Raw genomic sequence first — 24,955 nt, 5'->3', positions numbered from 1 at the left:
TATATGCTGTTGAGGCAGCACGCTGAATAGCTTTTTGATCTTCTTCAGAAAGGGCATTCCAAGAATCCTTATTCATAGTCACAAGATAGAGATGTCCTAACCATAAATTTTTAGAAGCCAGCAGGTAAGGAGCATGTTCGTAAACTTTAAGGTCGTATCCACTGTCTATATTTACCATAATGCCATCCAAAGTTTTTTCTCCCAGTGCTTTGTAAATTTCCTGACCCCAATGCATTGTGATTGGAGTAGCGCCAAAATTGCTTAAAAAATCCTGATGCCAAAAACTCGCAGTACGCCATTTTTTTTCTTTTATCTCGGTCAGGCTTTGTAAATAATCCCTGCTAAAGAAACCAACCGGATATCCGGTAGCAAGAAATATGGGTACAATATTGTTATGATCTAATTCTGCTGAAAATTCAGGTATTTCTGCATATATATTTCGGAAGAATGAAACTTGTTTTTTTCCGGAAGGCCCAACTGGAAAGCTTTTAAAAATCTGATGCAGAGGTAATTGTTCGGCGGTATATTCAGGTACAACGGTTGCAATATCTACAGTTAAGCCTTTGCTTACAGTTCCTAAAGCGTCATATGCAATGGCAAGTTCTCCATTCCAGTGAGCTTCTATTTTCAATCGTCCGTTGGATTCTTTTTCAATAGCTGGAAAAAATACTTCGTTAAGAAACTTAGTACGCATTCCGTCTAATGGCTGATGATCAGAATATTTCAGGATTTTTTGGGCTGACATATTATTTGATACAAAAAGCAATGATATCATTAATACTAAAAAATTATTTACCTTACCTGAAAAGAAAAGGGATAAATTAATTGAACGCGACAAATGAAGTTTTTTTATAGAAGCAGGTATCATATTATTTCAATGTTTTTAACTTAATTAATGAGTTCTGAAAATTCAGTTTTTTTATTTAAAATAGTTTAATGATTTTAAAAGATAAATTTCTTTATGTTTTCTACATAACTGCGATTGACATGAATAAAATCTTTGTTTAGTAAAAAACATCATATCCTCTGGGAAGTTTATTGATTTCTTTAATAGAATGAACGTTTATCATCGCAGATCGATGAATCCGTATGAAAATATCCGGATTGAACTTTTTAACCAACTGACTGATGCCGAAATTACTAATGTAAGTATGATCACCTTTATGCAGTCTGGAGTAATCGTCCCATGCTTCGATTCGCTGTATGTTTTCAGTTGTTATAGTAACGTATTTTTTACCGGATTGTACTATAATCCGTTCGGGATATTTTGCCTGGCCGAGCATATTTTTTTTAAACAAAGACACTATATGATCTGCATTTTCAATACTAAGACGTTTCTGTGCGTGTTGGAAACGATGACGGGTGTAGGTTTTCAATAAATAATCCAGAGCATGAACTTCAAAAGCTTTTAATGCATACTGATCATAAGCGGTAGAGAAAATAATTTGTGGCAATTTTTTTAAATATGCCAGTACTTCAAAACCATTCATGTTCGGCATCTGAACATCGATAAAAAACAATTCAGGCTTGAATTCGTTAATTATCTTTACTGCATTTTCTACAATGGACTGCAGAATATGTGGTGGCACAGGTTCGTTCAGAAGCATTTCATCAACAATAATTTCTACAAGTAAGCGTTCTTCAAAACGTGGTATTCCAAGTAATAGCTTACAGAAATGATCGATACCACCCCAATTCAGAAAATCTTTAATGTCATAAGGCTGGTTTGTTGTGACTAGATATATCCAAAGCGTTAGATGATATGAAATTACAAAGCAAAAAAAAGCGATGCCAAAAAAGGCAATTTCTTTGATTTGAACTGGAGGCTGCAGATTTTTGATTTTCACATTTACAAAGTTACAGATACTCCATTGACAATCGTACAAAATTCAGTTGAATTGACATATAAGGCGTTGAGTGACATAAGATTTCTTCTGGTATGTGTATTTGGTGGTTCATCGGTTTATGTTCTATAAATCAGTATTCTATAGAAATATTTACCAGCAGACAGGATTCTACAACTGTTAAAATGGCTTCTGTTCAGGCAGATGGGGCGTTTGTTTTGGAATTCCCAAACCAGAATTTTATTAGTTAATTTTTCGTGCAGATGGTTTAAAGTTTATCATTCGGATGATCTGGAATTCAATCAGGACATCACCTTTGCCATAAATAGAATTAATTTCTGATGCTACAGAACTTAAGGCTGTAACTAACCCCTGCGAAACCTAATGATTGATGTAAGAAGCTACAAAACAGTACTGAATGTTCAAAGCAGTTTAAGTTTAACAGATCTCAACGACTTTGATTTGTTATGGAAAGTTCCCAACTTACTCATCGACAATCAGGACAACGTTATTGTAGAAGGTAAAAGCAGAGTTACTATTTATATCGATGCAAGGCAATTACTATTGAGTGGTGCTGACTTAGTTAATTATCTAAAAAGTCTGCAGTCTGCAGATATTGATTGTCTTTCATCGATAGAGATTATTACTCAGCCTTCTTCTAAATATGATGCAGCCAGTAACGCCGGTACTATTAATTTGAGATTAAAGAAAAGCAAGGGTTATGGTACTAATGGTACTCTGGATACAGTACAGGTTATGCTCAAAGTACTTACGCAAAATCAAATACTTCGCTGAGCCTGAATAACAAAGGAAGTAAAAAAAATTTATATGGCAATTACAGTAATTTGTTAAGTAAAAATCGTTGTTTTATTAATTTGTACCGTGTTTAGTCTGATTTTATATATGATTCACACTCAAAAAATGTTAGTGGCAATCAGATTCAAAATCTAAGGGCCGGACTTGATTATTTTATAGCAAAGAATAAAATGTTCGCAATAGTTGTAAACTGTATTTTTATCGATTATAATATCAATACTGTTACGCGTACTCTAATATCTTTTTTTTAATCTGCTGTTTAATTACCTTCCTATCTACCCAGAATTTTCCCTGTAACAAATTGTTCAAAAAAGGAATCCCTGTAGATATTTCCTATCGGAATTTCGTTTACACCAATGTAAATCGTATTGTTGTCAACAGAATCAATGTGGTTGATATTGATAACATACGATTTACTGACTCTTGCAAATATCTTTTGAGGAAGCTTCTCGTGTATGGTTTTAATATTCATGGCCGTGATTATTTTCTGATTCATTGTATGTAAAACAACATAATCTTTCAAACCCTCAATGTACAGAATCTGACTAAAAAACAGTTTGATTATTTTGCGGTCTGCTTTCACAAAGAAGTAATCATCTCCAATACTTTCGATCTTATTTTCGACAAGATCAGCCTTAAATAATTTAGAATAAGCAACAGCTTTTGCAACGCTTTTTTGAAAACGTTCCGGGCGTATTGGTTTTATCAGATAATCAATTGCATCAACTTCATAACTGTCTAAAGCAAATTCTGAAAATGCAGTCGAAAAGATCACAAGTGTTTCTTTGGGAATCGTTTTTGCAAATTCAATTCCGTTTGTACCGGGCATTTGTATGTCTAAAAAAATTAAGTCGACCTCATTATCCTCCATAAATTCAGATGCAGCAGCGGCACTATTAAAAGACCCCAATAAAATTAAAATCTTGTTTGGTTCTATCAGCATTTCTATTGCTTCGCGCGCCAGAGGTTCATCATCAACAATAATACAGTTCATATTTATAAATTTATGGTTAATGTTACGCTAAAAAGAGCATCAGATTCTTCAATATTTAATTCATGTCTTTCAGGATAAAGCAGTTTTAATCTTTTTTTTACATTAGTAAGACCAAGTCCGCCTGTTGTATTTACAGCTTTTATTAAAGGTTTAGAGTTAACGCATTTAAATAAAAGTATATTATTTTCAAAGCTAAAAGACAAATGAACAAAGGTTGTGCTTCCGGCGTCATTATTATGTTTTACGGCATTTTCTACAAAAGTAATAAATAATAAGGGAGACAGCTGCAGACCGTTCAATTCGCCATTTTTAGTAATTGTAAAAGTAAAATCATCACGGCGTATTTTTTCAAGATTTAAAAAATCTTCCAGAAAATGAATTTCAGCCGTAAGCAGAACCTTTTCCCTTGAACTGTCATATAACTGATATCGCAGTAAATCACTCAACCCCATCAAAACAACCGAAGCTTTTTCAGGATCTTTTTTGGTTAATACGTTGGCATTATTCAGCATATTAAAAAGAAAGTGAGGATTAATCTGGTTTTTTAATTGTTCTAATTCGGCACTTGTTTTTGATTTTTCTAATTCTACAATCATTTTATTGTCAGAAATCCATTGATCAAACAAGCGTACGGCAGCTGATGCAGCAATTAACACAACAATCATAAAAGTAAAAAACAGAATTGACATTTCGCCCAAATTAGAATTGACATTGTTGGTTTGTTCAAAATGATAAGGCTGTAAAATATCAAATAAAAAAAGCATTACAAGATATATTATGGCAATAAAAACAACTGAAATGATAAGGTAGGCAGAAAATTTTCTTTTAAACAAATACTTCGGCACGAGCCAATAAACATTGCTGTAGAACAAAGCAATCATCATCAAAATGACTGCTCCTTTAAATATAAAAGAAGCAAAAGGAGTATAGGATATTTGTCTGAAATAAGCAGATAATATCATAAATAAAATAAGGGCAACATGCCAGTAAATCTTGTTTTTTTGGTTTGAAAAAAAAGCATTGCTAATTGCAGTAATCTTTTCAGGTGCTTTAGGTTGTTGTACCATAATTTTTTTAATAATATATAAAATTACCTTTTTTACGAATACCGAATTTCTTTTTATACAAAACTGCTGTTTTTTTATACGAAAACAACTTCAGAAAAACTATCCTTCAAGGCCCTAGCAGATTTTGGTATAATAAATAACGGCTTTGGTATAAAATCAAAAAAGACCCTATAGCAAATTGATAGTTTTGGCTCAGATTTAAAAGAGTTATTCGCCAGTCTGGACTTCTTTAAATTACAATAAATCAATATTAAATACCACTATCATTATGATTCATAAGAGTATTGCAATCTCTTTTTTATTTGCTTTTTCTTTCGGATTTTGCCAAAATAAAACGGTGGATGAATACATTCATTTCGGATTTGAAAATAATCTTGGACTACAACAGCAGAATTTAAATCTGAAACAGTCTTTCGATAATTTAAAAATTGCCAAAGGAATGTTTTATCCTACTCTAAAATTCCAAAGTGATTATACCTATGCTTCAGGCGGAAGAAATATAGTTCTGCCTCTTGGAGATTTGTTAAATCCAGTTTACAATTCCCTAAACCAGCTGAATGGCAGTACTAATTTTCAAAACGTACAAAATCAGGAATTTAATCTAAGTGCCAATGATTATTATGACACAAAATTAAATGTAATGCTGTCATTGGTTGATGCAGAAATGATCCTGAATAAAAAGATCAAAAAAGAAGCTATAAACCAAAAAGAAGCAGAAGCAGCGGTTTATAAAAGAGGTTTGGTCAGGGATATAAAAATTGCCTACTACAATATTGTAATGATAAAAAATCAGATTGAAATTTTTAATAATGCCGATAAATTACTGCAGGACAATTATAAAGTTACCCAATCAAGATTTAAAAACGGAAAGGTTTTACAAGGTAATGTTCTTAGAATTCAGTCTGATATTAACGACAATACCGCTAAAAAGACCGAAGCCCAAAACAGACTGAAAACGGCTTTAGCTTATTTTAATTTTATTATTAATGATGATTTAACAAAAGAAGTAAAAATAGATACCACGGGATTTAAACAGCCTCTGATTTCTATTTCAGAATCTGAATCTAAATTTAAAAGTAATGAAAGAGAAGAAATTTCAGCGCTAAAAAGTTCGCTGGAACAGTCCAATCTAATGGTAAAGAGCAAACAAGCCGCTTATCTGCCTGTAGTTAATACTTTCCTGAACGCAGGTTTTCAAAGTACTTACTTATTATTTAATACCGATACCCGCTATTTATTTGGTGGTGTGACCCTAAAATGGAACATTTTCTCGGGTTTTCAGAACCAAAACAAAATTAATATTGCCAAAAGAGATGTATCGATTTTGGATGCAAAAATTGCAGAAACTGCCAAACAATTAGAATATCAGCAAAAAAAGGCTGAAAATGACTTAAACAGTGCCGAAGCTCAATTGCAAAGCAGTGCAGAAAATATCGTTTTCCTGGAAGAATATTACAGAGAAACAAAATCAAGATACGATCAGGGAATGGTATTGCTTGTTGCAATGAATGATGCCTTTACGCAGCTTATTGATGGCTGGCTAAATTATGAATCAGCCAATACAGCAGTGCTGATCAAAAAAGCAGAAGTAGAACGTACAACAGCTTCTTACGTATTAAACCCATAAAAAAGTATGAAAACACAAAAATTTATTCTGCTGATCATAATGTCAACCTTATTTTCATGCGCAAAAAAGCAGGCAGAAAGTAACCTATCTGATGTAATTGCTGTTAAAACACAAAAAATAAGGTATGAAAGTTATGCACCGCCAATTGTATCAGGTGGTATTATAACTTCTGATAAAGAAACCAGGCTGTCTTTTAAAATTGGTGGTATTATCGATAAGTTATATGTCGATGAAGGACAACTGGTATCAAAAGGACAATTGTTAGGGATCTTAAATCAAACAGAAATTTCGGCACAGCTTCAGCAGGCAAAAAATGATTTGGATAAAGCACAGAGAAATCATAAGCGGATTGAAAATCTTCATAAAGACAATGCAGCAACAGCCGAAGAATTTGAGAATTCGGTCACAAGTTTAAACTCAGCCCAACAGCTTTATGATATCGCAAGATTTAATAAACAATATGCTTCCATTTATGCCAATCAATCTGGAAATGTTATTAAAAAAGAAATGAACGAAGGTGAAATGGCCAGTCCGGGAAGTCCTGTTTTTACCATTAATGCTTCAAGCAACAATAATTGGATTATAATAATTGGATTATCAGACAAAGACTGGGTCAGGGTAAAAAAAGGAGACAAAGCGATAATTACAACGGATGCGTATGGCGATAAAAAATTTACTGCGGTTGTCTCTGAAATTGGTGCCGCCGCAGACCCTCAAACCGGAACATTTTTGGTAAAGCTAAAAATCGATCCGCGGCACTATAAGTTTGCAAATGGTTTAGCGGCAAAAATAGCAATCTATCCTTCTCAAAAAGAGATGTTTTATTTTATTCCCGTTTCGGCAATGGTTCAAGCTAATGAATTGTCCGGAGTAGTATATTCTGTAAATCGGGATCAGAAATCAGTACAAAAACATATTGTAAAAATTGCTTTTATAGAAACCAACAGAATCGCAATACGTTCGGGGCTGGAAAATGTAAAAAGTGTTATAACAGACGGAGCTTCTTATCTGTCATCTGATTCAAAAATTAAATTATAATTGATATGAAGATAGTCGATTTTTCGGTTAAAAACTACCAGTTTACCATCGTTATATTTTTGCTGGCGATTGCTCTGGGACTTAATTCTTTTTTTTCAATGCCACGCGGTGAAGATCCTATTATTCATTCTCCGAACTATTCTGTCGTAGCTGTTTATCCAAGTGCAAGTGCCGAAGACTTAGAAAAACTGGTAGTAAAACCTATCGAAGATAAATTAAATGAAATTAATGATATAGACAAAATCAGGACTGACATTACTGACGGGGTTGTGGCTATAAAAGCCGAATTTGATTATGGTGTAAATGTCGATGAAAAATACAATGAGGTAATACGCGAAGTCAATAATCTTAGAGGGGTTTTGCCACAGGATTTAAAAAGCCTTGAGGTAGAAAAGTTCGACCCATCAGATGTAAATACCTACCAAATTGCTCTGGTCAGCAATAGCGCCAGTTATAAAGATTTATACGATGAGGCAGACAAACTGAGAAGCAAAATAGAGAAAGTATCATCCGTTAAAAAAGTTGAAATCCACGCTTGTCCGAATCAGATTGTAAAAATAGACCTCGATGTACAAAAAACATCCAGAAACAATATAGCAACAGATGGTATTATCGACGCAGTGAAAGGCGAAGCTTTAAACATCCCGGGAGGAAGCATTGATGCCGCAGATAAAAAATTCAATGTTAAAACCAGCGGGGATTATAAAAGTATTGATGAAATTAAAAATACTATCATCAAGGCTTCAGGAGAAAGAATAGTGTTCCTGAAAGATGTTGCCAACGTCACAATGGGTTATGAAGACGAAAAATATATTGGACGTTACAACGGAAAACGCTGTTTGTTTGTTGCAGTAAGCGAAAAGGAAAATACAAACATTATTGCAGATCATGAACTGATTTTGCCCATTATTGAAAATTATAAAAAACACCTTCCAGGTAACATAAAGCTTGAGACAGGTTTTGTCCAGGCCGATGATGTAAAAGAAAGACTCAATCATTTTTTCAGGGATTTTGGAATCGCAATTATATTAGTGCTTTTTACCTTAACACCATTGGGATTACGAGCGTCTTCTATTGTTATGATTTCTATTCCGCTTTCAATAGCTATTGGACTATTTATTCTTGATGCTTTGGGATATTCAATCAATCAATTAACGATTGTGGGGCTTGTGGTTGCGCTGGGACTTTTGGTAGATGACAGCATTGTAGTGATTGAAAACATCGAGCGTTATTTGCGTGAGGGATATTCTCCATATAAAGCGGCAATAGATGCTACGCATCAAATTGGTTATGCTATTTTAGGATGCACAGCTATATTAATTATATCTTTTCTGCCGATTGTGTTTTTACCCGGGACATCAGGTGACTTTATCAGGAGTTTGCCAATGGCGGTCATTTCAACGGTTCTCGCATCACTCTTCGTTTCGTTGACGATTGTTCCTTTTCTTGCCAGTCTTATATTAAAAAAACACGAGCATGAGGACGGAAATATAGTATTAAGAAAACTGCAGTCTGGGATTAATAAAGTATATAAACCCGTTTTGAATTTAGCTTTGGCAAAACCTTATGTTACAATTGCTGTTGCGGTATTATTGTTTATAATGAGTATCATGCTGGTTCCTGCTGTTGGGTTTAGTTTATTTCCAAAATCAGAGAAACCAATGTTTCTGATAAACATTGAAACACCTTTGGGAACCAATCTTTATAAAACAAATTCCATTGCGTCCTATGTTGAAAAAGTGGTTTTAAAAGATGAAAAAATAAAAGCCGTTTACACGAATGTTGGAAAAGGAAATCCGAAAATTTATTACAATGTAAGCCAGCATAAAGATGCCGCCAATTTTGCCCAGCTTTTTATAAGGGTAGAGGAGATGGACATAAATCAATTACAGTCTCTTGTCGCTAAGTTTCGAAAATTGTTTAATAATTATCCCGATGCCAAAATCGAAGTTAAAGAATTTGAACAGGGGCCTTCTGTTGAAGCACCAATCGCCATAAGAATCTTTGGTGATGATTTAAGCATAATTCGGCTTTTGGCTGGAAAAGTAGAAAAAGAAATTAAAAATACTGCTGGTACTTTATATACCAATAATCTTTTAGACAATTATAAAACAGACATGCGAATGGCAATCAATACTGATAAAGCGGCACTTTTTGGTGTACAGTCAAGCCAGATCGATCAAACGGTGCGCATGGGAATTAACGGTGTTGATATTGCAGACTATAAAGATGAAAAAGGTGATAATTACAAAATCATAGTTTCGGTTCCAAGAGGGCAGCATCCTACGGCAGCGATTTTGTCCGGTCTCTATGTGCATTCTAAAAATGGAGCAGAAATCCCGATACAGCAAGTAAGCTCGCTTCAATACGAAACATCGGTTCCTTTGATAAAACATTATGATAAAAACCGATATGCATTAGTAACCGGAGATGTAAAAAAAGGATATAATACACAGCAGGTTACCCAAAAAGTATTAGAAAAAATCAAGAAAATAAATTTTCCACCAGGCTATTCCTATTACGTTGCTGGAGAAATCGAGAGCAGCAAAGAAAGTTTTGGAGGACTTGGTACTATTCTCCTGATAACCTTTTTTCTTTTTATTGCTGTTTTATTATTAGAATTTGGAGATTTTAAAAGCTGTCTGATCGTTTTGTCGGTTATACCACTTGGAATGGTTGGAGCTGTTTTTATTCTTTACATGACAGGAAATACACTCTCGTTTATGGCCTGCATCGGAATTATTGCTTTGGCCGGAATTGAGGTCAAAAACTCCATACTGCTCGTCGATTACACCAATAAACTTCGGGAAGAAGGGATGGAAATAAATCAAGCCATTGCGCAGGCAGGAGAAACACGTTTTTTACCCATTATCCTGACATCATTAACTGCTATTTTAGGATTGCTTCCTTTGGTACTGGAACGGTCACCGTTTTATTCTCCGTTGGCCTGGGTTATTATAGGAGGCCTTACCAGTTCTACTATTCTGACCCGGCTTGTTACTCCGGTTGTATATCAATTAATCGCACCAAATATAGCACCAAAACCTGAAGCGTAATTTTAAACATGAAACAGAATTTACCTGAATTTAAATTTTAAACTATGAGATTAACTATTTTATTACTTATAATTCCTTTATTTTCTATGACAGCACAGATTGAAGCTGATTCTGTTAGAAAAAAGGCGGTAAAAGCTGTTACGACACGTTTTCCATCCACCAGGTTTTTGGATTTTCAATATGAACAATTTTCACCTGGTGATTATGATGCTGATTTATATGGAAAACTATTTGAAAAAGGAACCCTTAAAAGTCAGAAAAGATTTAAGGCAGCTTTAAACGCACCAATTATCAGAAAACAAAAATGGACTTTTAGCGGGTCTTTACGCTATAAATCCGAGTCTTTGGAATTTGAAAATTACGAAAATTTTTCAACTATTGGCACTCCGATAATTCACACCGACAATGAAAATTTTCATTTTTATTCCACAGGACTGAATTTTACATACTATTCTAAATTATTTGGGAAAACCTTCGTTTACAATGCCAGTGTTATTGCCGAAGGATCAAATGGCGGTTTTGAAAGAATTAATGGGGTTTTGATAGGAAGTTTTGTACTCAAAAAAACAGAACAAACTACATTAACTTTAGGAATGCTTTTACAGACAAACAACACATCCATTTTTCCTGTATTACCGACTTTTACTTTCGAACATAGGTTTTCCAATTCGAAGTGGTCACTGGATATTGTGTTGCCAAAATATGTATATATGCGAAGGCCATTATTAGATAAAGGGCGTATTTCGTTGGGTGTAGCTTTTGATAATGAATCCTTTTTTGTGTATCCTCATCAGTCAGGACTTAAGGAAGTATATCAATTTAACAGAAATGAAATTAAATCTGGTTTTATATATGAATATATGCTAAGCAAAAACTTTATCACAACTCTAAAAGGCGGATTGAATAGTACGTTGCAAGGAAACTTGAGAGAACGAGGGGCTACCAATGAGATCATGATTGTTAAACAAGATATGAATGGTTATTTTAATATTGGTATTTCATTTAATCCCTTTCAAAGCAAATAATTTTTCTATATAAGCTAAAGTTTGAATGTATATAAGCTATTTTATGGTTTCAATTTAGACCAATAATCTTGGTGAAATAAAAAAATCTTTATCTTCTAAAGAAAAATTTAATTGACCAGAAATTAGATGATATATTATCAGAAATGATTTGTAAATTTTATTTGGCTCAAAAATGAATCAGAATATGATTTGGCAATGCTGAAAATTGTTGCAAAAACAGATGACAGCCATGGGATTTTCAAAACAATCAACACGATAAACTTTTTTAGTCAATCTTTCTTCCCTGCTGAATTAAAGATTATTGATGAAAAAGCAATAATAAGTAGTATTCCAAACGATTCATTAGCAAAAGTCAATGATTTAAAAGTTTCTTTGTATCTCAATCTTGTCAGGTGATGCTATAGCAGTCTTTAGATTGAAAAGTGATATATTCTATAGCAATGGGATTGGCTTGTCATTGCCTTCTGGAGAGCGTATAATTAATTACTGCGGCACTGATAAGCAGTGACTGATCAGTTGATATACACCAGTTCTTCCTATGTTTTTTATTAAAAAATTGAGAAATAAAATCCCCGTATGAACTAAACCAAGCAGTTGTTTCCTCTTTTTTTTAAATTGGATCTGCTGCAATGTACCAGCCTTTGGAAACCTCTCGAGTGAAGCCGTTTTTTACCAGTAGCTGTCGATGTTTTGCATTTGGTATGCTATCGGTGTGGATCCCTACTAAGTCATTTTCCTGTAAATCTTTCTTTTGGTGTGGCCTTTTTTAGTTATTGTTTTAGACCTTGTCATAATTTCACTTTGCAATTTATATCTGGAAACCCGTGATAATATCAGTATATGCTAATGTACTGCAATTAGTAAACATAAAAGTTATAAAATTAGTAAGCCTAAATCATGAAGAAATATATATAGAGGCAGTAATATTAAAACAAATAGAAAAAATTTTGAATTTTGACAAACTGAAATTCTAATTGCGTCCACTTAAAAAGATTCTGAAAAAATGGAAATTTAGTTCGTTTTAATCAAGAGCAATCTTAGAGATAGAAGCTTTAGAAATAGTTTATCTATAAAATTGCAGTAAGATTCAATATGGAATGATTTTCAAGCTGGATCAGTTTCAAAAATATCTTATGATTTACTGTCCGATTTATTAGTTTGTAAATATTAATAGTAAGAATAGTAAATGTGTTATTGAAATTTTTGAAGTTAATTCTTGCTGTGTTTTGGCAGAACAAAACAAAAACACACGCCTTTTTGATTGTTTTCTCTATTCTGCAGGAAAATAGTACCTCCCATTCGGTCTACTATTGCTTTGATTGTTGCCAGACCAATGCCAGAGTTTTTACTAGAATTTGAATTTAGAGTTTCAAACAGTCCAAAGACTTTTTCCCGGTATTCCTGTGGTATACCAGGTCCATCGTCTTCATATATAAAAGAAAAGCTGGTTTCATTTTCTTTGAACGTGAGCCAGACATTGCATTCTTTTTTATCGGTATGTTTTATTGTATTGGATAATAGATTTTGAATAATCTGGACAAAACCTATTTTAGAATGGTTTATAATGACATCACAATCAATGTAGTTTACACGGATAGGAGTATGCAATACACCATTGTTCAGTATATATTGAACTACAGTTTCTACGTTAAAATCTTCAAAATAAACGTCATCATTGGCAACCTTCGTATATTCTAAAATGCCATTGATTAAGAAGTCCATGTACTCATTGCGTGAATAGATTAAATCAATCCATTCTTCGAGTTCAGTATTTTTGATGAGTGTTTTGTAATCTTCTTTTATGAAAGTTAACAGGGAGTTTACCCCGCTGATTGGAACTTTTAAATCATGAGTGAGGCGATGGGCAAATTGATTGAGCTGTATGTTTTTTTTAATAATTTCATTGTTTAACTCTTCCAGTAATCTGTTTTTTTTTCGGAGTTCAAGCTGCGATATTACTTGATTTCCCAGTGCTCTTAAGGATTCTTTTTGCCCTTCAGTAAGACCTTCTCTAGGTTTTGTATCAATGACACAGAGGGTTCCTAAAGCATAACCGTCCTTAGTGTTTAAAGGAGCACCAGCATAAAATATTACATGAGGCCCGTCAGTTGTTAATGGGTTATCAAAAAACCTTTCATCTTTAGTAGCATCCGGAATAATAAATAATTCATCAGGTGTATTGATCGCATGGGCACAAAAAGAAAAATCCCTGGGTGTTTGGGTTGCATCTAAGCCATGGTGCGATTTAAACCATTGCCGGTTGCCATCTACTAAACTCACTAGTGCGATAGGAGTGCCACAGATTTCAGCAGCTATTTTCGTCAGGGCGTCATACTCTGCTTCTTCCAGTGTATCCAGTATTTTATATTCCTGCAAGGATTTTGAACGGAAGTGTTCATTATCGGGAGTTTCGGGTTTATGCATACAAGGTTATTAGCTTTATCTGTTGAAAGTCAGTTTAATGTGTTAGCGAAATATTATTTCAAAATATGAAATTACTAAATTTTTGATTTATATTTAAAAAAAAATATAATTTAATTATTACAGTACTGGTAACAATTTGAATCGGTTTTTTGCTATAGATCTGCCGTTGGGATAAATGCCGGCTATGCAATGTTTACTTGTTTTGATTAAAATGAAACGTTTTATTCTTAACTATACTTTAGTTTATAAAATAATCAGCTCCTAAATTAAAAACCATTGAAACCCTGCCTGAAGAAGAAAGCAGGCTAAACTTGAAAAAGCGTAAAATCGAAAGAGGAATCTGTTAAAAGGTATTTTAGGCTGCGCATCGAATTACACTTTCCTTAAGCTCGACATTTATGAATCTGCCAGACAGGGCTTTTCAGTGACTGAATGCTTTATATGTTTTATAAATCAGGTATTTATACGTGCTTTTTTTACTATTTAAATTGTAATTTTAAAAGAGATTTTAAATTTAATGATTTCATAGTTGTTTTAAATGCATCTTTTTCATTTTAAAACAGTAATATTTTAAATACTTTATCTGCATTAATAATGATCCTTAAAAAAGTAAAATTTATGAAAAATGTCAGTTTCTCCTTTGAAAATGCTTGTAAGATCAGTAATTCATTAATAATAATATTTACCGCAATTTTTTCGCTAAATTCTTGCAGTAAAGATCCTTCCGAAGTTCCTGTAGATCCAGGGCAGGTTACTATTGATAATTTAAAAGCTTCCTCAGCATTTAGCTGGAAGAATACAAAAGAGGCTAAAGTAACCATTCGAACAAAAGATAATCAAGGAAATGCTGTTCCAGATGTTAAAGTAAGTGTCTGGACCAATTTTCAGGAAGAAAATGGTAAAGAAATTATTAATGGTATAACCAATCAGCAGGGAGAATTTGTAGTAGACTATACTTTTGAAGATGATATGGCAGATGTTGTTTTAAAAACCAATTTTGTCGGTTTTGTCCCAGAAACAAAAGTACCTATAGAAAATGGCGCGGTAAATTTTACTTTTGGGGGTACAAAAAATACACAAAAAAGTCAAAAATTTAGCGAGAACCCCTTTTATTCAAAAATAGAAAAAGCCCTTTACAGCAAACGGAATGCTAATGTCAAAATTAATTATATAGGTACATATAATAATAATGGGGTGCCAACTAATTTATTGGCTAAATCTGATATAATAAGCAAAGATTTTCTAACAGATGTAAACAATGCATTACCAGAAAACATGCCTGTTCCTACATTTCATCCGGAATATCTTTTAGGAAATAACCAGCATAATCTAGTTATTTTAGATAAAGCCGAGGTATGGATTACTTTTGTTTCTGAAGGGGCTGGATATAAAAATGTATTGGCATACTATACTTATGACCGAGATTTTCCGCCTAAAACACCAGCAGATGTCAAAGAATGTTTTGTGATTTTTCCAAATGCCTCATTTGCGGGTTCAGGAGGAGGATTGTATTCGGGGGATAAAGTTTCTTTAGGCGTTTTCGAAAAAAATACCGTAATAGGCTGGATGTTAATGCGTAATGGCTGGGATGATAAAACGAGACAATCAACAGAAGGATTGGGCTTGCTGTATTCTAACTTGGAGTTAAATCCAGAGCCGGATATCAAAAACCGCCAGCATACTGTTATGCTTTATGATGAAAAAAGAAGTGTGTTCTTAATTAGCTTTGAAGATCTAATTCGCCCAGCTGGAGACAATGACTTTAATGATGCTGTTTTCTATGCTACCGCAAATCCAATAAAAAATGTTGAAATACTGGATGTTCAAAAAATAAATCCTGAACGTATAGATACAGATAAAGACGGCATAATTGATAGTTCAGATGACTATCCAAATGATCCGAAATTAGCTTTTAATAACTTTTACCCTAGCAGCAGTATATTTGGAACACTTGCTTTCGAAGATTTATGGCCATCAAAAGGAGATTACGATTTTAATGATTTGGTTATTGATTATAATTTTAATAGAATTACAAATGCGCAAAATAAGGTAGTCAGCTTGAAAGGAAAATTCACGGTAAGAGCTATTGGAGCTAGTTTTCAAAATGGTTTCGGTTTTTCAATTCCTGGAGTAACTCCATCACAGATTTTATCTGTAACAGGGACAAAATATACTGAAGGATACATAAAAACAAGCGGTAACGGAACAGAAGCTGGTCAAAAAAATGCTACCATAATTGTTTTTGACAATGCATGGAAACATGGCTCTGGCAACACTAACCCTAACGAGCCATTTGTTCCCTCAGAGACAATAGAAGTCAATATAGATTTGGTTAACCCTATTGATGCAGCTGTCTTCGGAATGGCACCTTTCAACCCATTCATTATAGTAAATAAAGAAAGAGGAAAAGAGGTTCATCTGCCAAATTACGCACCAACTGATTTAGCAGACAAATCCTATTTTGGAACTTCTGCTGATAACTCTGTGTCTGCAGTAGGAAAATATTACAAAACAAAAGATAACTTACCTTGGGCTCTTAATTTTCCAAGCCGTTTTGAATATCCAATTGAAAAAGCAAAAATCGATGTATCCCACTTAAAATTTATAAATTGGGTTTTAAGCAATGGCGTAGACTATAAAAATTGGTATAAAAACGAATCTGGATATAGAAACAGTTCCAATATTTATAATAAATAATATGGTTAGATGCATAATAGTAATGTTTTGCATCTTACAAAATACTCCTGTAGCCTGGAACTAGGCAATAATTGTTTAGAATATTAATTTGTTCCCCGACTAATAAATTATGGAAGAACCGAATTTTACTTATATTTCACAACTTTCCGGAGGAGATAAAGTTTTTGAAGAAAAAATATTTAAGGTCTTAAAAATGGAATTTCCAGGCGAGAGGGAGACATATTTGAATAATATTATCAGTAATAACTTTGATTTGGCGGCACATAACGTACATAAAATTAAACATAAAATCAGTCTTTTAGGGCTTGTCCAAAGTTATGAATTGGCATCTGAGCATGAAATAAATTTAGGCGAAGGGAATGCTGGACTACATGATAATTTTAATGAGGTATTAAAAATCTTGACACATTTTTTTGATAAAATATAAAGAATGAAAGAAGTCTATTAAGCAAAAAAAATCCCGTCAAACGTCTGTTGAACTAAACCTTCGGTAGCACTTACCGAGATTTAGTACCTTACGAATATAATTAAAATTCAAATATTATGGCTACAAAAAAAAGAAACCGGAAGATTTAATCTTAAATCAAGCTCGGCGTGAAGTTCCGGGATTTATTGAACTTCTAGATCGTTTTGAGCGGACAGTTTCAGTCTTGGGCAGAAGTCAGAGTACATTTAATAACTATTCGCGTCATGTGGCGTCGATTTCACTCTATTTTGGCAAAATCCCTACCGAGCTTGATCCCGAGCAAGTGCAGGACTACTTGTTTTACCAACAAAAAAAGTCCAAAACCCCTTCGCAGACGTATTTCAAACACTGTGTTTATGGATTACGTTTTCTGTTGAAATCAGAAGGGTTTTTCATATGAATACCTTCGTTTACCTTCAATAAAGCACGAAAAAAAACTGCCTGTTGTTTTAAGTAAGGAAGAAGTCTGGGCAATGCTGCAAAAGGCCAAACTGCTAAAACATAAAATTCTCATCGGACTGCTTTATGGTTGTGGGCTTCGGGATGGATATCATGACGCTCAAAGATCTTTTGGGACACCAAAACATCGAAACCACGATGGAATATCTGCAGATTGCCCAACTCGAAAGCCAGCGTATTTTTAGTCCACTCGATACTCTTTTTGCCAAATGCAGCCACTCTTTGAAGTAGCGGATGTACTGCGAAAAATAGGCTTAAAAATCGAAAACTATGGATTGAATACTTGGCAGTTGCGCACATTATCAGTCATCAAAAAATGCAGGACAGCAGAATTAGGCGGTCATATTGATGCTTGTGATTGCTGTGGCAAAATCACTATAAGTTACAATAGTTGCCGCAATCGGCATTGCCCCAAGTGCCAAGGAAATAAGCGTGAAGATTGGATTCAGGCCAGAAGTACGGAACTTTTGCCCGTACCCTACTTCCATGTCGTGTTTACACTGCCTGAGAGCATCAATCCGTTGGCGATACATCAGCCTAAAATAGTGTACGACACTTTGTTTGAAGCTACTTGGGAAACGCTTCAATATTTTGGCAAAGCCAAAGCAGTGCAAATGGGGATGATTGCGGTTTTGCACACTTGGGGACAGCAATTAAGCCTGCATCCGCACCTGCATTGCATCGTTCCCGGTGGTGGAGTTGACAAAAATAGGCAATGGAAAAACAGCCCAAGCGATGGCAAATTTTTGTTTGCGGTCAAAGCATTGTCAAAGGTTTTTAGGGCTAAATATTGTCAAAAACTCAAAGCCAAAAACCCTATTGGTTATGAGCAGATCCGGCAGGAATTATGGCTAAAACCTTGGGTGGTGTTTGCTAAACGTCCCTTTGGAAGTTCAAAATCTGTAGTGGAATATCTAGGCAGATACACGCACAAAATTGCCATTAGCAACCATCGGATAAAAAACATTGATGCCCAAAACGTGACTTTTGATTACAAAGACTATCGGCGAGACGGCTTGGTATCTTGGCAGTAGCCAAAATTCCAGTTCCTGTCAAAACTAATTTTACGGGTAAGGGAAGTTATGCTCAAAAGTGACGGAAAACACGAAAAAAAACCAAGCGAAATCATCCCCAAAAAAAGAGGCGCATTTATCTATTGAAAACCCCTATATTTTTAAACTTACACACTTTTTAGAATAGTTTCGAAAAATTACAAATCTCTTTTACGATAACTCCATAGTTGCGGAATCACAGCGGTTCCGTTCAACACGAGTTTCATTGTTCGTGCTACGCACGCAACGAAACTCTAGCTGTTAGTGTAGCTCTTTTATTTCTTGATGTTACTTTTCAAATTTTGCTTTTTCAATAATTCTATTAGCAATTTTATATTTATATCTAGATAATAAATAATACAACTTAGGATTATGAATTATTTTTCTGAGCGTGTCAATCAAATTACTTGTTTCAGTACTTAATTTACCTTTTTGAAGTGTTTTATAAATCTTATTATTTTTTTCTATTTCAATTGATGCAATACCACAATCAACACATTGATAATTAATGTTTTTAATTTTGTCTATTTGATTCTTAATATTTTCAAATTTTTTTCCCTCTTATTTCTTTCTCTCCACTTCCATTAAATAATTTTACTTCTAATATTCCGTCATTCCAAATAACGACAGAAAACCGTTCTGCCCAACCATCATTATAACTCATTTCAAACCTTTCAAAATCGCTTTTATGTTTTGCACAACTAACTATTAAAAATAGGCTTAAAAATATCAAAATGTTTTTCTTCACATATTATTTTAAGTTTGATTTCTCCTAATTTCGAGTTAAGTTACAGTTAACTGTTAACTAGTAGATCACGAAATAGAAATACATAAAACAATAATTATTTCATTGCAAGTAATTTTGTTTCTTCAGGAGTATAATAATCAACTATTGAATAAGAATCTATATTTGCTATTTTCATCTCATCGAGAATATCAACCAAATTTGCATAATTAGATTTTTTGCTAGGTTTAATAATTACTATTACACCATTATTAGGCTTTCCTATACTTGCAGAATATTCACGCACTTTTTTGTTGATATAAAACAGTTCTTTACGTATTCCATTTTTTCCATATTGAAGTTCCTTTGGGCTTTGAATTGGTAACTCCAATAAACCAAAATAGGTTATAATTTTATTATTATCATCCAATAAAATTGTATAGAAACGATTTGCTTTAAAACATCCAATTGGTCCACATGAAATATCGCAACTATTAGGCAAAGTTAAATCCATAATTTTTGGCTTAGATAATTCACCGACAAGCATAAAAAATATAATCAGCAGAAAAGAAACACTGACCATGGCTGTTAAATCTACTCTTGTACTTAATTTTTTACTCCTAATTTTTCTGTTGATTTCCATAATCTGATGTTTTTTAGAATGAGTAAATTATTCAAATTTCCTTAGTTTAAATTTAATACTTTTTTTTTTGTTAATTAATTCAGATAACGATAACAAATTAAAATTAAGGAATAAAAAAACTCCCAAATTCTTAGATTTTAAGAATTGGGAGTTTATATTTTTAACTGTAAAAATTTATCTCAAACTAGCTCCAAGCTCAGTTTCAAAATTTTTCTGCAGTTTATTCATAATTTTATCAATCTGAGCATCTTCAAGTGTTTTGGTAGTATCTTGAATGGTAAAACTCAATGCATATGATTTTTTGCCTTCAGGTAAATTCTGGCCTTCGTATACATCAAATAAATTAATATTTTTCAATAACGATTTTTCAGTTTGTCTGGCAATTGTATAAATTGTGTCATAAGTTACTTCTTGATCTACCAAGAGAGCCAAATCTCTGCGTACTTCAGGATACTTTGGTATTTCAGTATATTTAATTTTGCTGGACATGGCTTTCAAAACATTTGCCCAATTAAAATCAGCATATAAAACTTGCTGTTTTATTCCAAAATGTTTTAAAACTGATTTCTTTACAACTCCAAATTCAACTAAAGACAAACTTCCTTGCCCAAAAGCAATTCCTTCAGAAAACACATCTGAAGAAACAGCCGTACTTTTTGCATTAGCAATTCCTAATCTCGAAAGTATGGCTTCAACATATCCTTTAAACAAAAAGAAATCAGACGGTTTTTGAGCATTTGTCCAACTTTCTTGGTTTCTGTTTCCTGTCTGAAACAATGTCAGATGCTTAATTTCCTCGTATCCGGCAAGGAATTTATGATATGTTTTTCCAAACTCAAATAATTTTAAATCTGAATTCTTACGATTAATATTGTAGGATATAGCTTCCAAACCAGAGAATAACATCGACTGGCGCATTGTTGCCAAATCACTGCTCAACGGATTTAACATCGTTACATTATAATCCTCTTTTAAAGTCTCTGAAAGCTGCACATAGGAAGCTGTGGTCAAGGAATTGGCCATCATTTCATTAAATCCTTGAGAATTCAATTGACCCGCAACAGTATTTTGTACTTTATAATCCTCATTTCTTGGCGAATTAGAAACTGTAGCGTTTAATTTTTTAGAGAATACAATGTTATTATATCCATAAACTCTCAGAATTTCCTCGATTACATCAATTTCTCTCTGCACATCAACACGATAAGCAGGAATTGTTAATCCCAAACCAGCATCGGAAACACTATTGACTTTAATTTCCAAAGAAGCCAAAATCTGCTTGATAGTATCTTTTGGCAATTCCTGACCTATAATTCTGGAAACATTCTGGAAATTCAAAAACACAGGAAAATCTTCAATTTTCTTTTGATAAATATCTACAATATCAGATGTGATTTCTCCTCCAGCAACTTCTTGTATCAATAAAGCAGCTCTTTTTAAAGCATATTCAGTAATTGTAGGATCAATTCCTCTTTCAAATCTAAAAGAAGCATCAGTATTCAATTGATGTCTTTTGGCCGATTTACGAATACTTACTGGATTAAAATAAGCACTTTCCAAGAAAATAGAAGTCGTTACCTCCGTAACACCCGATTTTTTTCCTCCAAAAACACCAGCAATACACAAAGGCCCTTTTTCGTCACAAATCATTAAATCTTCTTCGTGTAAAGTTCTTTCAATATCATCCAATGTAACGAACTTAGTTCCGGCTGGAAGTGTCTGCACCAAAATCTTTCCATTAATCTTAGCCGCATCAAAAGCGTGCAGAGGCTGTCCTAAATCATGCAATACATAATTGGTTACGTCTACAATATTATTTTTTGGATTAATTCCAATTGCTTTCAGTCTGTTTTTAAGCCATTCTGGAGATTCTTTTACAGTAAGTCCTGAAATAGTAACACCGCAATATCTTGGCGCAAGCTGAATATCTTTTACATCAACATCTATTTTCAAAGTTCTTTTATCCACTCTAAAATTACTAACAGCCGGAGTAATCAATTCAACATTAATTCCTGTCTGAATTAAACCAGCTCTCAAATCACGTGCTGTACCTAAATGACTCATAGCATCAGCACGGTTTGGCGTTAAGCCAATTTCAAAAACTTCATCATTTTCTATTTTAAAAACAGTAGAAGCTAATGTTCCTGCAGGAATTGATTCATCTAATACCATAATTCCGTCATGACCTTCACCTAAACCTAATTCATCTTCGGCACAAATCATCCCATGGCTTTCCTGTCCTCGAATTTTTCCTTTTTTTATAGTAAATGGATTTCCTTCTTTATCATACAAAACGGTTCCAATGGTCGCTACCGGCACTTTTTGTCCAGCGCTGACATTACTAGCACCGCACACAATCTGTAATGGAATACCGTCTCCAAGATCAACAGTAGTAATTTTTAAACGATCGGCATCTGGGTGCGGTACACAAGTTAATACATACCCAACAACAATACCTTCTAATCCTCCTTTAACGGATTGGTATTTCTCAACAATTTCGACTTCAAGCCCCAAATCAGTAAGTAATGCTGATGTTTCCTCGGATTTCCAATCTATTTTAATGAACTGTTTTAACCAGTTATAAGATATTTTCATTTGTAGCTGTTTATTATTTTTATCGGTCAAATGTAATTCGCAAAATCGTCATTGGCACTTGGAACCAATTTAAGTCATGCACATTTCATTCTACGGTTTTTTCAAGAATGCAAATATAATCAATGTTTCTTGAGGGTCAAAGTCAGTAAGCCTCAAAAATTAATTCAAATTCAATAAAATTTAAGACTTTCTAAATTAACTCTTCAATGTGTTTTTTGATATTCTCTGCAATTTTTTTCGTAGGTAAGTCATTATCATCATAACCAAAAGGCTCTTCAATTTCTTCCGAAATTATTTCGATACTTGCCAATACATAAAAAATAAAAGAAACCACAGGAATCACATAATATCCCAATGTAAATGCATAAGCGTAAGGCAGGGTCAAAACAAACAGAAAAATAAATTTCTTGATAAATGTACTGTAAGAATAGGGGATTGGGGTGTTTTTTATTCTCTCGCAAGCACCGCAAATATCAGTAAACGACTGAATTTCGCTGTTCAGAATAATCAATTGATCACCTGAAATTTTGTGGGTAACATACAAATCGTTTATTTTTTGGAAAAGCATTTTAGCGATTTGATTGGGTCTGTGTTTGTGGTGATCAAGAGCCAGATCTACATGTTCAAACAATTGCATACTCGTTTCTTCGTCTTTCAAATGCTTGTTCAGCATCGAAGCATAACTTGGAATCAGTTTCCTGAAATAAACCAAATCCTTTTCATCTTTCAGAATCACGGAAAGTTTTATCGCTAAATTTCGACTGTTATTGACTAAAGCTCCCCATAATTTTCGGCCTTCCCACCAGCGGTCATAAGCCGAATTGACACGATAAGCTAATAATAAGGAAATCACAAATCCTAAACTGGTGTGTATTACAAAAAGGTTTTTTACATGGCTGGTTTCATCAAGTTTGAAATATTCAATCTCCAAATAAACAACTGCGCCACAATAGCCTGCAATTAAAAATAGTATTGGCAATAACTCCCTAAAGGAATCTGATCTATGAAAACGAAAAATATAAGCGAACCAAACTTTGGGATTATAGGATATCATTCTGACTTTTTATGCCAAAAATAATTAAAAATTAAGATTTCCTGCTAATTCACGCAATGTTATTTCAGATAATTTTGCCTGAAACTGGGCACTGCTCAAACGTATTCTGGAATTAATAAAATTTAATTGTGCAGCCCTAAACTCAACAGAAGTAATAGTTCCTATTCGGAATTTTTCGGCAGTTATTTCAATATTCTGCTTTGCAATGGCAGTATTGCTTTCTTCCAAATCGATTAAATCCAGATTAGTCAAATACACTTGATATGCGACAGCCAAATTACTTCTCAATTGAATCAGCTGCTGATCTATTGCCAGTTTTGAATTGTCAATCTGCATTTTAGCAATTTTTTCATTTCGGTTTTGGGCATCGCCGTCAAATAGATTTAAAGAAGCAGAAAAACCATAATTCAAACCATGTGCAGAAGACTGAGAGGTAAAACCAAGACTCGAATGCGAATCACTGAAATTGTAACCCGTATTTAATTTAATAGTAGGGTAGCGGTCTCCTTTGATTTGTTTTAATTCTAATTCGGCTACTTTTTTATTGATTATCTGCATCTCCAATTCAGGATTTTGCTTTTCAGCCAATGCCATTAAATCGGCCAGCTGTAATTTTCTGTCTACATTAATTTTATTTGAAACTATAAAATCTGTTTTCAGATCCCGAGCCAAAATCTGATTCAAAAGAGTTTTTGCATTAGCATAAGCCTGTTTTTCTTTTACCAGATTTCCAAGGTCTGTATTTAAATCGACCTGCGCATTTAAAACATCAAGTTTAGAATTTTTTCCAATAGTGTATCGGTTTTTGGTAAATTCAAGTCTTTTTTGAGAAATAACAATAGTTGAATCCAAATCGGATAATTTCTGCTGTTCCTGAATCAAATCATAATACACAGAATTTACACTGCTGATTTTGTTGACAATAGTCCACTTTAACTGTGCATCACTGAGGTTTTGCAATTCTTTTAACTGATCATATCTGGCAAACATCCGCATTCCGTCAAAAATCGTCCAATTCAAGGAAACACCATAATTCAAACTATTATTCTTAGCATTATCCAGCGAGGTAGTAGTACCGTCCTGACGGGTTTGAGAAGAATTTTTAACACTGTTATCGTCCACAACAGAAGCTGTCGCACTAGGCAGCATCCCGGCGTTTCCAATAGCGACATTGGTTTCATTAATTTTCAGATTGTTTTTAGCAATTTTAATTTCAAAATTATTTTCTAAAGCTATTTTTATCGCATCTTCAAGAGTCAGTACTTGCTGCGCACTCGTTTTTGCAATGCAAAACAAAAATAAAACCAGACTTTTTACTATATTTTTAGTTTTCATATTTTCAATCATTTGTCGTCAATTCTTTTCAGAACAATT

Annotated in this window: 20 protein-coding genes and 1 pseudogene; 11 read left to right on the top strand and 10 right to left on the bottom strand. The window is 33.6% G+C overall.

Features of this window, described 5'->3' with window-relative positions; genetic code table 11:
* Both IRZ80_RS12085 and IRZ80_RS12080 read right to left on the bottom strand, forming a co-directional pair.
* A partial coding sequence (locus IRZ80_RS12085; protein ID WP_228520893.1) for a hypothetical protein occupies positions 1-745 on the bottom strand: 745 nt, incomplete at its 3' end.
* Between the two features lie 259 nt (positions 746-1,004).
* Complete coding sequence (locus IRZ80_RS12080) at positions 1,005-1,847, bottom strand: LytR/AlgR family response regulator transcription factor (protein WP_194641819.1); 843 nt, start codon at positions 1,845-1,847, stop codon at positions 1,005-1,007.
* 381 nt (positions 1,848-2,228) lie between these two features.
* Here IRZ80_RS12080 and IRZ80_RS12075 point away from each other — a divergent pair, with 381 nt between their 5' ends.
* The gene (locus tag IRZ80_RS12075; RefSeq protein ID WP_194641818.1) at positions 2,229-2,639 is read left to right on the top strand and encodes a hypothetical protein; all 411 of its coding nucleotides are present in this window, start codon (positions 2,229-2,231) and stop codon (positions 2,637-2,639) included.
* 292 nt (positions 2,640-2,931) lie between these two features.
* Here IRZ80_RS12075 and IRZ80_RS12070 read toward each other — a convergent pair whose 3' ends face one another.
* Together IRZ80_RS12070 and IRZ80_RS12065 are read right to left on the bottom strand one after the other, a co-directional pair.
* On the bottom strand, positions 2,932-3,654 hold the full coding sequence (locus IRZ80_RS12070; RefSeq protein ID WP_194641817.1) for a LytR/AlgR family response regulator transcription factor: 723 nt from the start codon (positions 3,652-3,654) through the stop codon (positions 2,932-2,934).
* Between the two features lie 2 nt (positions 3,655-3,656).
* Positions 3,657-4,721: a sensor histidine kinase gene (locus tag IRZ80_RS12065; RefSeq protein WP_194641816.1), complete on the bottom strand. Its 1,065-nt coding sequence runs from the start codon at positions 4,719-4,721 to the stop codon at positions 3,657-3,659.
* A 268-nt stretch (positions 4,722-4,989) separates the two neighbouring features.
* On the opposite strand from IRZ80_RS12065, the gene IRZ80_RS12060 reads away from it, so the two are divergent.
* From IRZ80_RS12060 to IRZ80_RS12040, 5 genes are all read left to right on the top strand, one after another.
* Positions 4,990-6,348 (top strand): TolC family protein, encoded by a 1,359-nt coding sequence (locus IRZ80_RS12060; protein ID WP_194641815.1) that lies wholly within the window; start codon positions 4,990-4,992, stop codon positions 6,346-6,348.
* Between the two features lie 6 nt (positions 6,349-6,354).
* Positions 6,355-7,386 carry an efflux RND transporter periplasmic adaptor subunit gene (locus tag IRZ80_RS12055; RefSeq protein WP_194641814.1) on the top strand — a complete coding sequence of 344 codons (1,032 nt, stop codon included), beginning with the start codon at positions 6,355-6,357 and terminating at the stop codon, positions 7,384-7,386.
* 5 nt (positions 7,387-7,391) lie between these two features.
* Positions 7,392-10,442 carry an efflux RND transporter permease subunit gene (locus tag IRZ80_RS12050; RefSeq protein ID WP_194641813.1) on the top strand — a complete coding sequence of 1,017 codons (3,051 nt, stop codon included), beginning with the start codon at positions 7,392-7,394 and terminating at the stop codon, positions 10,440-10,442.
* 44 nt (positions 10,443-10,486) lie between these two features.
* Positions 10,487-11,467 carry a DUF6268 family outer membrane beta-barrel protein gene (locus IRZ80_RS12045; RefSeq protein ID WP_194641812.1) on the top strand — a complete coding sequence of 327 codons (981 nt, stop codon included), beginning with the start codon at positions 10,487-10,489 and terminating at the stop codon, positions 11,465-11,467.
* A 195-nt stretch (positions 11,468-11,662) separates the two neighbouring features.
* Entirely contained in the window at positions 11,663-11,863 is a 201-nt protein-coding gene (locus IRZ80_RS12040; RefSeq protein WP_194641811.1) for a hypothetical protein, read from the top strand.
* Positions 11,864-12,676: 813 nt separating this feature from the next.
* Here the strand turns inward: IRZ80_RS12040 and IRZ80_RS12035 are convergent.
* Entirely contained in the window at positions 12,677-13,891 is a 1,215-nt protein-coding gene (locus tag IRZ80_RS12035) for a sensor histidine kinase (RefSeq protein WP_194641810.1), read from the bottom strand.
* A 618-nt stretch (positions 13,892-14,509) separates the two neighbouring features.
* Here IRZ80_RS12035 and IRZ80_RS12030 point away from each other — a divergent pair.
* From IRZ80_RS12030 to IRZ80_RS12015, 5 genes and pseudogenes are all read left to right on the top strand, one after another.
* On the top strand, positions 14,510-16,588 hold the full coding sequence (locus tag IRZ80_RS12030; protein WP_194641809.1) for an LruC domain-containing protein: 2,079 nt from the start codon (positions 14,510-14,512) through the stop codon (positions 16,586-16,588).
* Positions 16,589-16,697: 109 nt separating this feature from the next.
* Positions 16,698-17,015: an Hpt domain-containing protein gene (locus tag IRZ80_RS12025; RefSeq protein ID WP_194641808.1), complete on the top strand. Its 318-nt coding sequence runs from the start codon at positions 16,698-16,700 to the stop codon at positions 17,013-17,015.
* Between the two features lie 223 nt (positions 17,016-17,238).
* Entirely contained in the window at positions 17,239-17,454 is a 216-nt protein-coding gene (locus IRZ80_RS21255) for a hypothetical protein (protein ID WP_410504230.1), read from the top strand.
* A 125-nt stretch (positions 17,455-17,579) separates the two neighbouring features.
* The gene (locus IRZ80_RS21020; RefSeq protein WP_228520892.1) at positions 17,580-17,744 is read left to right on the top strand and encodes a hypothetical protein; all 165 of its coding nucleotides are present in this window, start codon (positions 17,580-17,582) and stop codon (positions 17,742-17,744) included.
* Positions 17,723-18,532: pseudogene (locus IRZ80_RS12015) on the top strand (transposase); the annotation flags it as partial. The gene IRZ80_RS21020 and the pseudogene IRZ80_RS12015, both read left to right, overlap by 22 nt.
* Positions 18,533-19,109: 577 nt before the next feature.
* Here the strand turns inward: IRZ80_RS12015 and IRZ80_RS12010 are convergent.
* From IRZ80_RS12010 to IRZ80_RS11990, 5 genes are all read right to left on the bottom strand, one after another.
* On the bottom strand, positions 19,110-19,313 hold the full coding sequence (locus IRZ80_RS12010) for a hypothetical protein (RefSeq protein WP_194641807.1): 204 nt from the start codon (positions 19,311-19,313) through the stop codon (positions 19,110-19,112).
* A 94-nt stretch (positions 19,314-19,407) separates the two neighbouring features.
* On the bottom strand, positions 19,408-19,932 hold the full coding sequence (locus tag IRZ80_RS12005; RefSeq protein WP_228520891.1) for an ExbD/TolR family protein: 525 nt from the start codon (positions 19,930-19,932) through the stop codon (positions 19,408-19,410).
* A gap of 174 nt (positions 19,933-20,106) precedes the next feature.
* Positions 20,107-22,527 carry a phenylalanine--tRNA ligase subunit beta gene (gene pheT, locus IRZ80_RS12000; protein ID WP_194641806.1) on the bottom strand — a complete coding sequence of 807 codons (2,421 nt, stop codon included), beginning with the start codon at positions 22,525-22,527 and terminating at the stop codon, positions 20,107-20,109.
* Between the two features lie 190 nt (positions 22,528-22,717).
* Positions 22,718-23,581 (bottom strand): bestrophin family protein, encoded by an 864-nt coding sequence (locus tag IRZ80_RS11995; RefSeq protein WP_194641805.1) that lies wholly within the window; start codon positions 23,579-23,581, stop codon positions 22,718-22,720.
* A gap of 24 nt (positions 23,582-23,605) precedes the next feature.
* Positions 23,606-24,916: a TolC family protein gene (locus IRZ80_RS11990; protein WP_194641804.1), complete on the bottom strand. Its 1,311-nt coding sequence runs from the start codon at positions 24,914-24,916 to the stop codon at positions 23,606-23,608.
* Between the last annotated feature and the right edge of the window lie 39 nt (positions 24,917-24,955).

The sequence above is a fragment of the Flavobacterium sp. HJJ genome (assembly GCF_015351475.1).
GTDB classification, from domain to species: domain Bacteria; phylum Bacteroidota; class Bacteroidia; order Flavobacteriales; family Flavobacteriaceae; genus Flavobacterium; species Flavobacterium marginilacus.
Note: the sequence above shows the minus strand (reverse complement) of the source record. Positions and strands in the feature narration are given on the sequence as shown.